Here is a 9,602-nt window from a genome sequence, read left to right as displayed (position 1 = left end):
CCCCACCCCCCAACCCCCAACCCCCAACCCCCAACCCCCAACCCCCAACCCCCACCGAAAAACTTTTTCAGCAGACCCTACTTAAGGCGTTTCTCATAAAGATGAAGTATAACTGGAGAGGGCATCCTCTGCTGTCTCCCGTCTCGACTAGGAAATTAATTTTGTCCGACTACTTATAGCAGTTATCAGTTTTTTAGTCGTCAGTCGTCGGCTTTTTTTGATCACTTGCCAAAAACCCAACCTTCTGCTGCAAACTAACGTCGTCTCAACAAATTTTTCATCTCTCCCCAGATAGAAAGTTGACCACCTAGACTAGAGGGATGAGTGAAAATTCCCTGACGGGGACTGAATAAAAAGGCCAACATAAATAGGGTAAAAGCGACAAGCACGATCGCCGGTCCAGAGGGTAAATTCCAGTAATAACTTAAATACATCCCACTGATACTAGAAATAATCCCCACACCCACACCTAAACCCATGACTTGATGGAGACGGGTAACTAAAAGATAAGCAGTGGCTGCGGGGGTAATCAAAAGGGACAAAACGAGGATTACTCCCACTGCTTGGAGACTAGCAACGATTGTCAGACCAATCAGGAGCATTAAGCCTAAATCTAATAAATTTACTGGTAAACCCGCCGCTTGCGCCCCGATTTTGTCGAAAGTGTAGAATAATAGTTCTTTATACAGGAGCAAAACGGTTAACAAAACGATAACGGCAAGAATTAGGGTATCGCGGATGTCGGCAGCAGTAACACCCAGAATATTGCCGAAGAGAAAGTGATTAAGGTCAATTTTGTTGTTTTTTTGGATGAGAGTGATCAGGGTGATGCCAAGGGCAAAAAAAGCCGAGAAAACGATACCCATGGCCGCATCTTCTTTGATTGGGGAACGATTACGGATCAAGTTAATCAGTAGGGTACTGACCATTGAGGCTAGTAAAGCACCCAGTAGCAGATTAAAATTACCAATAAAAGCGATCGCTAATCCGGGTAAGACCGAGTGACTGATGGCATCGCCCAAGAGGGCCAAACGTTGTACCATCAGGTAGGTTCCCACCACCGCACAAATGATCCCGACGATGATAGCTTCAATTAGGGATCTCTGCATGAAACTATACTGTAAGGGTTCGATTAATCCTGTTAATAGATTGTTGCCCATGAATCTGCCTTGGGGTGAAATTTTTCTGATTCTCGATCGAGGTTTTTCTCCTAGGGTCTATCTTCTGATCGGGGGAGAAGATAGGTTAGGATAATTAGGATTAATTGTAAGTTTTTTCGCTCCTAACCGCCGCCATGGATACCCCCGTTCTTTCCTCAACTTTTTTTCTGACTCTCCTGCTCATGGTGGGATTATTCTTTTTTATTCGCGGTTCCGTCAAAGAGCGTATCGAACAGCGTGTCTATCTTACCAGTACCAGTGACGACCAACTATTAGAACAACTGCGAGATTATTTTGACCGACGTTCCTATCAAGTCAAGGCGATCGAACCCGAACAGAATATTGTCAGATTACAGGGTTTTGTGCCGCCTAGCCCCTTTCTAGCGATATTTTTGACAATTTTGGCGGCCTTGGGTTTATTTTGCTTATCGCTGGTGTTATCGCTGTTATTTCCCGATACTAATCCCTATATTTTTGCTCTTGTGGGTTTATCTCCCCTCGCGGGGGTTTTCTATTGGCAAAAAGTCGGCCGTTTAGAAGAAGTGGCTTTTAAAGTAGAAAGCAAATCTCAGCAAACGGAATTAACTGTAAAAGCCCATCGGGACGAGTTAAGACAACTACAAGATAGTTTAACCTTTCTGGAAAGACAATAAGCTTTTTATGTCCTACGAGCGCCTAATTTATCTGGCCGATACCGATGCGGCCGGTGTGGTTTACTTTGCCCATCTTCTCTCGATCTGTCATCAAGCCTACGAGTTTTCTTTAGCACAATTTGGCATCAATATCAAGGATTTTTTGAAAGATTCTCCGGTTGCCCTACCGATTACTCAAGCGGAAATACAGTTTTTTCGGCCCCTTTTTTGTGGCGATCGCATACAGATTGATTTCACTGCCCGATCCCTAAGCGAAAACGAGTTTGAATTGCAGTATAAAATTTATTTGGCTGAAATCATGGTCGCAAAAGCGAAAACTCGCCATGTCTGCATCGCTCCCACCGCTAGACAAAGAATCCCTTTCCCGGAATCTTTAAAAAATTGGTTAAGATATTTATCAACCCTAGAGGAGACTGGTATTTAAGGGATGATTTGGGCAGATTTAACGATAATTTTAACTAGGGATTGGTGGCACAATGCTTGGCAATTATTTAACCTTAGCACCGGGAGGATTATCTGGAATTCTTTTCTGGCTTTTATACCCTTTATCCTTAGCTTTTGGCTATTTCGGATCGCCCTCGATCGTTCCCGACTCTGGTGGTTAATTCTCTTAGTTTTCCTGCTTTTTTTACCCAATGCTCCCTATATTCTCACCGACAGCATTCATTTAATCGCCTATCTTCAGCAGGATTACGCCAAAAGTTTAATTTTTTTAGTTTTAATCCCCCAGTATAGCTTCTTTATTTTTATTGGCTTTCAGCTATACGTTCTCTCCTTACTTAATTTAAAAAGTTATTGTCAGCAAAGTCAGCTAAATTCAGCAGTTTTACCCCTAGAAATAATTCTCCATTTTTTAAGTGCGATCGGTATCTATTTAGGACGGTTTCTCCGACTGAATAGTTGGTATCTAGTCACTCAACCGCAGCAAATATTCTGGAGTTTGCAGAATTTACTGACTCAAAAACCTTTGATATTCATCTCTGTCTGTTTTTTAATTATTTGGCTACTATACGAAATCAATAAAAGGCTTTACAATCGATTTTTTGGCTACAATTAACGCCTATCGGGGATTTCCACCCTCTCCTAGTCTCTTTCCGATTAATCAAAAGATAGTAGGAAGACAGAGATCAATTGGCCACACCGATATATGATGATGATCAATATTTTTTCTCTCTCATCGCCATGACGAGCGCTGATCAATCTCAACCCCTGCCTAGGGATGACTGTTTTCACTACCAAAATTGTTGGTATCCTGTGTTATTCGTGCAGGATTGGCAAAAAAATCCCTACTCTTTCTCTCTTTATGGGCAACCATTGCTAATATTTCGCGATCAGCAGGGAAAATGGGGCTGTTTGCTTGATCGCTGTCCCCATCGCTTGGCTAAACTCTCCACAGGACAGATGATCGCTGGGCGTTTAGAATGTTTGTACCATGGTTGGCAGTTCGAGACGGATGGAAAATGTTCCCATATTCCCCAACTGCCAGTCAATACCCCGATTCCTCGCAATGCCAAGGTTAAATCCTATGGGGTGGTGGAACGTCAGGGAGTCCTCTGGGTTTGGTTAGGAGAACAGGAAACAGCGAAAGAAAGCGATATTCCTATCATCAAAGACCTAGAAGACCCCAATTGTGTCCATACCGATTATGTCATCGATTTTCCCTACGAACAGGGCTATTTACTCGAAAATCTCCTCGATCCCGCCCATGTTAATATTAGCCATGATCGCAGCGAATTCGGGGCAAAACGGGAAAATGCTCAACCTTTAGCCTTCCAAATCCTCGAAATCTCGGCGCGGGGAATTCGCAGTCAGTGGCGCAATAGCCGCAATCCGCAGGAAAGCTGGAAATATCTGGATTTTCTGGCCCCTAATCTCGTTCATTATCGTTTTTCTCTGCCTAATCCCGATTGGTATGCTGGATTGGCTTTATACGGGATTTCTCTCGGTCAAGGTCGTTCTCGCTTACTGATGCGACGTTACCAAAATTTTGCCGTTAACTCCCGTCAATACCGTTGGCGCTGGTTGGAACATCTGCGTCAAAGTCGCATCCTCGAAGATGATCTACCTTTAATTCAAAGTCAGCAGCAAATGGTGGAAAAGTCAAGAGATAGTTTACAAAAATTATACTTACCCTTAAAAAGTTCCGATGCCTTGGTGATTGAGTTACGTCAATGGTTCGATCGCTATGGGAACTCTTTCCCCTACTATCAAGGCTACACCAGCCAGCGGACAACGGCGATCGATTTATCCGATCCTTTACCCCTCGATCGCTATTCTCGTCACACTGTCCACTGTCGCACCTGTAGCACTGCTCATGAAAAAATGGTAAAAACTAAACAAATCGCGATTTTAATGGGGATATTATTAGCTTTACTGGCAATTTTATCCCCAAATCAGTCTATCTATCAAATTACTGCTCTTATTTTCGCAATTTTGGCTTTAGCAATAGCGATCGCTGCCAATTACACCCGCACAAAATTTGAACGCACCTTTGAGAAAAAAGCGCATACCAAACTACACTAATAAGTAGGGTTTGCTGAATAAATCTAAAAACCTTGTTGGATAAGACTTTTAGACTTTTTTTCCCTCAAAAAGTGCCAGCCATTGGGGTGATCGGGGGGAAAATTCAGGTACTTTTTCCCTGAAAATTAGGTAGTTGACCACCTGAAAACGGGTAAAACCCTACACCCCACACCCCACACCCCACACCCTACCACCACCGAAAAACTTTTTCAGCATACCCTAACTAAGATTTCTACTACAAAAATCTGCCTAAATCGAATTCCGTTGTGGCAGTAATTTCTCGAAAACGTTCTTGACTGATAATTAACAATAATCTTTCAGTATAATCCACCGCACCGCGCAATTCTCGTTCTAATCTTGCTAAACCAGCGTTGGCATATTCCTCGAAAATTGTCACTCGCAAAGCTTCCGAATCTACCCGATGATGAGAAAGAATTTTCGTGTCTTGGAATTCATTGACTGCCAATAATTTGATTAGGGTATCGTAGCCACGAGAAATAAAAATTTCTAGGTTAATAGGTGAGGGTTCCTTCGCTACATTTTCTATCGCCACCCTCTCCTGATATTTTACCCCTAAAGCCGCCGCAAAAGCGATGACATCAGCATAGGTTTGAAAAGGTCCAATTCCCTGATTAAAATTAACTAAGGACTGGACAAATTCCCCTTTATCTCTAGCAATACGCACTCGATGAATGGACATATTTATCAAGTAAAAAGTAAAAAAGGTTACAAAATTCAGGAGATAGGAACCCGCTAATAAATGATAACTGCTTTAAGGATAAGTTTTAATTAGTCCTTTAGCTTGGTAAACATGAAATTGTTCGATGGCGACACCACCGCGCTTGATCGGAATGACAGCTACTTTAGTTATATCTTGGAAATAGGGACGGTAGCGATCGATTATTTCCGGTCTTTCTAGAGAACTATTCGTAGTAATTAATAAACCATTTTTACCGATCCATTCTTGAGGATTAAACCAAATTTGATAACCCCTTTGATCGTTGTTAAAACAGGTGACGGGAATAGAAACTAGGGGATAAAGGGCCATATCTAGCCATGCGGTCACATAAAAATTATTGGTAAAAACGAAGCTAGAATCTTTTAAGAGTGCTAATAATTCGGGAGAATTAGCAAAGCTTTGGCGCAGTTGATCGATATCAACAATTTCCCGAGAAGGGTCCTGTTCTGGGGCAATAATTCCCCCAAAAATTGCGTATTGACTAGGTTTTTGGAAAGTGCCAAAAGTAACGTGAAGCATTGCTATAGATAAAACAGTAACGATAAAAATTCCTGACCCCCATAACCATCTTTTTACCCAGATTCGAGAAGATTGCTGCCAAGTATTGGCCTTTTCTCCTAATAAAATTGTGCAGGACCAGAACCCGGGTAAAATCCAACTAGGGGCGAGATAATGGGAAGCACCCACATAAAGCATTCCCAGGATTAAAGGCAGAGAAACCGAGAGAATTAACCATTTTTTTAGTGATTCTTCTTCTCGATGAAAAAATCTTTTTTTCGAGATAAAGTTAGGAATTTGTTCGGCAAAGCTTTTAAATGTCACCCACCACATCGGCAGACCGAAAGGAGGAAACATCGTGGCGATACTAATGCCAACAACCGAGAGAATACCGAGAATATTAAAGGTTTTCGGTTCTCCAGAAAAACGGTCTTCTAAATGAAAGCGAAAGGAAATCCAATTATGGTTAATATTCCAGTAAATAATCGGCAATAAAGTTATCAAAAAGAGAATAAATCCTAATCCCAACCAGGGAGATCTAAATACAGGCCAATAGCGGGGAGTGGTCAGACAAAATAAAACTAAACCAAAGCCCAAAATAAAGCCGTGATATTTACTTAAAACCGCCAATCCTACGGCAAGTCCAATATAAGCGAGACGATAGCTAGGATGATAGTTTTTTTCCCGAATTGGCCAGAATTCTTGGGCAGCTAAATAGACTGTTAATGACCAAAAAAAGATTAAAGGACTATCTGGCTGCGAAAGAATCCCGAAGACGATCCCATAGATGGGGATAAGAGTGGCGATCGCTAAAGTCATTCTGGCGACCGGCAGACTGAACAATTTTAAAGCGGTCAGATATAGCAAGCAGAGGCTGCCAGTATAGAGGAGGAGAGTACCGAAGCGAATCGTAAATTGATTGACTAATCCCGTGATCCAAGTCCCAAAACCCGTGGAAATCGCTACTATTGGCGGATGATCGAAATAACTCCAATCTAGATTATGGCTGTAAACATAATAATAGGCTTCATCGTACCCGGGATAAAGCCCCAAGGCGATGATTATTCTAAACAGGAGTCCACCGATGAGCAGATAAACGGCAATGCGATCGCTAAGTATTTTGGTCAAAATTCTTACCTCATTTCATCGCTAAAACTGATGTTAGAGACGGGATATTTTTGGGGTTGCCAGATTCGAGATTTGTGCATCTATGGCAAGGTTAGATTTAAGTGTGATCTTTATTTACTATATCACCAACTCTGTCATCTCTTAGCCCTTGGCTATCAGCAAACTCTCCCTAGTCGTTGCTGATTTGCGATCTGAAAGTAAGATTAAGGGAACAGGTAACGGTAAACTTAGATAACGAAGGCAGGAGGAGAGGGCAGGAGGCAGTTTTTGTAACGGGGATTTATGCCCCGCTCCCAAAACTTTTCGCCTTAAGGCGAAGTTTTCGACCCGATTTTTTCGATAAAAGTGATGTTAAGTAAGTGTTTGTAATTAAATATAACAATTTAGCCATTGACGAGAACCGGCTCGCTCCAGAGCTGCGAAAATTTATCCCTGAAATTCCGTCAAAACCCCATAGATGGCCCAGATAGCCATGGCGCGTAAATAATGACAGGCGCGGAAAGTTCCCACCGATGTAATCGCTTCTGGAGTGCGAAATTGTAAGCCATTTTCATAGACTTGTTTCACCACCGCTTCTGTAATTTGCCATCCTTGCTTTTCCATTCCCATTTGCATCAAAAAAGCCACCAACCCAAAATTAATTCCTACCCAAACTTCTAAGGGATGAGTTGCCTCGGGATTTTCGGGAGTACCATCGGGTTTTAACCCATTTGCCGCCCCAAATTTTCCCCCATGAAACTTGAGAAAACAAGCCTGATAAATCTTACTTAAAGCTGATTGCGTGTATTGATTTTCTACCACATCCGGTAAAGCCAATAAACGGGCATAAAATTGACCGCATAATTGGTCAGTCATCACCACATCAGAACCACTACCACTATCTAAATTATAATATTCTCCATTCCAGAGAGTCTGATGATAAATAGCGCGAGATTGTTGTAACCAACTGGCAAAAATTGCCGTATCTTCTCCAAGAATTGCACCAATTTTAATCGCCGCTTCTAGCGCCGCTATCCACAAACCACCGCAATAGGCACTAATTCCCTGTAAACGCCAATCATCAAAGGTTTGGTCTGGCGCGCCAGAATTTTCGGGGATGCCATCGTTATCAAGGTCAAAAGTTTTTAAATATTGCAAAGTTAGGACGATAGACGGCCAACATTCTCGCAGAAAATCCTCATCTTTTGAACCGGTTAATAAATAATCCCGATAGACTAATAAAACAAAATCACTGCCTAAATCTTTCCAGAGATTACAGTCTTGATAACTGGTGTAATTACTTTTTTGCCAAGGGTGTTCATTGGGCGCGCCTAAATCGTGGGGAGTGGCATTTTTGGCCTTACGAATGGCACTAGCTTGGTTATAACCGATAATCCGAGGAGTGTCGTCGTGGGTGGGAATTGCCCTGGCAAAAGCTTCCATCACAGCCTTTTCTAAGCGCGGCCATAACATCAATAACCCAAAGGAACCATAGAGACGCACATCGAGACTTTCATACCAACGATAATCAATACATTCTAACACTCCGAATTGACCGATCGCATCCTGTTCCGTGGCTGCCGTCCAGAGAGTGCCGCCGTCCGTTAACAGGTATAATTCATTAAATAAAGCCATTTTAAACCAATCGGCCAGATCGGTGCGTTCTAGGATCGGTTTTTGCCAGTTAATAATATTTTCTCGCCATGTATCGCCGTGTTTTAAAGCCGTGCGTACCATCGCCCAAGCATTTTGACCATTGCGACCGAAAAAGTCCGTATAACGACGATAATAGTTAATTCCTTGAGCAAATTCGGTTACTGGTAAATCCCAAGCTAAAATAAAAGGAATTTTGCGAGTTTTCCCCGGACGAATGGTAAAACGAATCGCCATGGCCGTGGCCGTTTCTTCCCCTTTTTGGGCGGGGGTTTCGTCCTCAATATCCGGTAAAGAGCCATTCATGGCGAAATAGTCCCAAACTTCGCCCCCATCGCCCGCAGGGTTCCATTTACCCAGATAAAATACCTCTAGACTCGGATTAGTAATACTAGCAATCGCCATCTGTCCATCCCCTTCCCCGGGGTTTTCGTAATCCCGACGCATTAGACAGCCAACGCGGAAATTATCGACAATCCATTGATTATAATTACCCTCACTTTCCCCCCATTTTGATTGATATTCATAGACGGGACTACCATCATCTCTCACCTTAACCACTGGGGATTTAATCGCGTTAGTAAACCAACCGATTGTATTTTGCCAAGTCAGCATAATACTAATAGTAATCGGTTTATCGGTGGGATTATGAGCCGTCCATTCAAATAGGGCAATAGGATAACTACTTTCTTGATAATTATGCGCCCAAACCGGTGAGAATTGTTCGCAAATTAATTGAGTCTGAAAAACATCTTTGTACTCGTACCAACTGCGGGGATAAAGGGCCCCATAGGTTCCCTTTTCGGCTGGATACCACGACCAGCGCGATAATGTTCCATCCGTCGGGCTTTCCGTCGCCATAGCGTAGGCTTGGGCGCTTCCGTCTTCTGTTTGTTCAAAAATGCTAAATTGACAGGCTGCAAGGCTATTAAAACTGTGTTCACCGCCGTCCAGATGCCAGAGGTTAAAGTCACCTTTGGGGGAACGTCCGATGCAACCGGCCCCAAATCCTCCCAGGGGCATCCCATGCCAAGGACCATCATCTAAATTGCTGGCATAGCGGACGCTGTAGGGTTTTTCCCAACCTTTGCCCAGAGGACGTTTCCAAGCAGCGGCGGGAATTTCTGGAAGGGAGATGAGATTAAGCATAGATGTTTTTAACTGGGGTGTGGGGTGTGGGGAAGTGGGGAAGTGGGGTGTGGGGAAGTGGGGAAGTGGGGAAGTGGGGAAGTGGGGAAGTGGGGAAGTGGGGAAGTGGGGAAGTGGGGA

The 9,602-nt window shown here is 43.1% G+C and carries 8 protein-coding genes; 4 read left to right on the top strand and 4 right to left on the bottom strand.

Features of this window, described 5'->3' with window-relative positions; all coding sequences use genetic code 11:
• Positions 1-254: 254 nt before the first annotated feature.
• Complete coding sequence (locus tag EWV84_RS03685) at positions 255-1,160, bottom strand: metal ABC transporter permease (RefSeq protein ID WP_286824562.1); 906 nt, start codon at positions 1,158-1,160, stop codon at positions 255-257.
• 134 nt (positions 1,161-1,294) lie between these two features.
• On the opposite strand from EWV84_RS03685, the gene EWV84_RS03680 reads away from it, so the two are divergent.
• The 4 genes from EWV84_RS03680 to EWV84_RS03665 all read left to right on the top strand — a co-directional run bounded on the left by EWV84_RS03680 (position 1,295) and on the right by EWV84_RS03665 (position 4,336).
• On the top strand, positions 1,295-1,813 hold the full coding sequence (locus EWV84_RS03680) for a cofactor assembly of complex C subunit B (protein ID WP_286824561.1): 519 nt from the start codon (positions 1,295-1,297) through the stop codon (positions 1,811-1,813).
• 7 nt (positions 1,814-1,820) lie between these two features.
• A complete protein-coding gene (locus tag EWV84_RS03675; RefSeq protein ID WP_287076532.1) occupies positions 1,821-2,237 on the top strand; it encodes an acyl-CoA thioesterase in 417 nt (138 codons plus the stop codon).
• A 3-nt stretch (positions 2,238-2,240) separates the two neighbouring features.
• The gene (locus EWV84_RS03670) at positions 2,241-2,870 is read left to right on the top strand and encodes a DUF1361 domain-containing protein (protein ID WP_287076530.1); all 630 of its coding nucleotides are present in this window, start codon (positions 2,241-2,243) and stop codon (positions 2,868-2,870) included.
• Between the two features lie 125 nt (positions 2,871-2,995).
• On the top strand, positions 2,996-4,336 hold the full coding sequence (locus EWV84_RS03665) for an aromatic ring-hydroxylating dioxygenase subunit alpha (protein WP_323801812.1): 1,341 nt from the start codon (positions 2,996-2,998) through the stop codon (positions 4,334-4,336).
• A gap of 235 nt (positions 4,337-4,571) precedes the next feature.
• Here the strand turns inward: EWV84_RS03665 and EWV84_RS03660 are convergent, their stop codons facing one another.
• The 3 genes from EWV84_RS03660 to EWV84_RS03650 all read right to left on the bottom strand — a co-directional run bounded on the left by EWV84_RS03660 (position 4,572) and on the right by EWV84_RS03650 (position 9,482).
• A complete protein-coding gene (locus EWV84_RS03660; protein WP_287076526.1) occupies positions 4,572-5,036 on the bottom strand; it encodes a DNA phosphorothioation-associated protein 4 in 465 nt (154 codons plus the stop codon).
• A gap of 72 nt (positions 5,037-5,108) precedes the next feature.
• The gene (locus tag EWV84_RS03655) at positions 5,109-6,701 is read right to left on the bottom strand and encodes an ArnT family glycosyltransferase (RefSeq protein ID WP_287076524.1); all 1,593 of its coding nucleotides are present in this window, start codon (positions 6,699-6,701) and stop codon (positions 5,109-5,111) included.
• Between the two features lie 426 nt (positions 6,702-7,127).
• Positions 7,128-9,482, bottom strand: coding sequence for a GH116 family glycosyl hydrolase (locus tag EWV84_RS03650; RefSeq protein ID WP_287076522.1), 2,355 nt, complete (start codon positions 9,480-9,482; stop codon positions 7,128-7,130).
• Positions 9,483-9,602: the final 120 nt, after the last annotated feature.

The sequence above is a fragment of the Microcystis sp. M_QC_C_20170808_M3Col genome (genome assembly GCF_007095505.1).
GTDB lineage: Bacteria > Cyanobacteriota > Cyanobacteriia > Cyanobacteriales > Microcystaceae > Microcystis.
This window is presented reverse-complemented; position numbering and strand designations above follow the sequence as displayed.

Excerpts from the sequence above, each read along its gene's own strand:
- EWV84_RS03660 (WP_287076526.1), bottom strand. The coding sequence starts at position 5,036 with ATGTCCATTCATCGAGTGCGTATTGCTAGAGATAAAGGGGAATTTGTC.
- EWV84_RS03675 (WP_287076532.1), top strand. The coding sequence starts at position 1,821 with ATGTCCTACGAGCGCCTAATTTATCTGGCCGATACCGATGCGGCCGGT.
- EWV84_RS03685 (WP_286824562.1), bottom strand. The coding sequence starts at position 1,160 with ATGGGCAACAATCTATTAACAGGATTAATCGAACCCTTACAGTATAGT.
- EWV84_RS03665 (WP_323801812.1), top strand. The coding sequence starts at position 2,996 with ATGACGAGCGCTGATCAATCTCAACCCCTGCCTAGGGATGACTGTTTT.
- EWV84_RS03670 (WP_287076530.1), top strand. The coding sequence starts at position 2,241 with ATGATTTGGGCAGATTTAACGATAATTTTAACTAGGGATTGGTGGCAC.
- EWV84_RS03650 (WP_287076522.1), bottom strand. The coding sequence starts at position 9,482 with ATGCTTAATCTCATCTCCCTTCCAGAAATTCCCGCCGCTGCTTGGAAA.
- EWV84_RS03680 (WP_286824561.1), top strand. The coding sequence starts at position 1,295 with ATGGATACCCCCGTTCTTTCCTCAACTTTTTTTCTGACTCTCCTGCTC.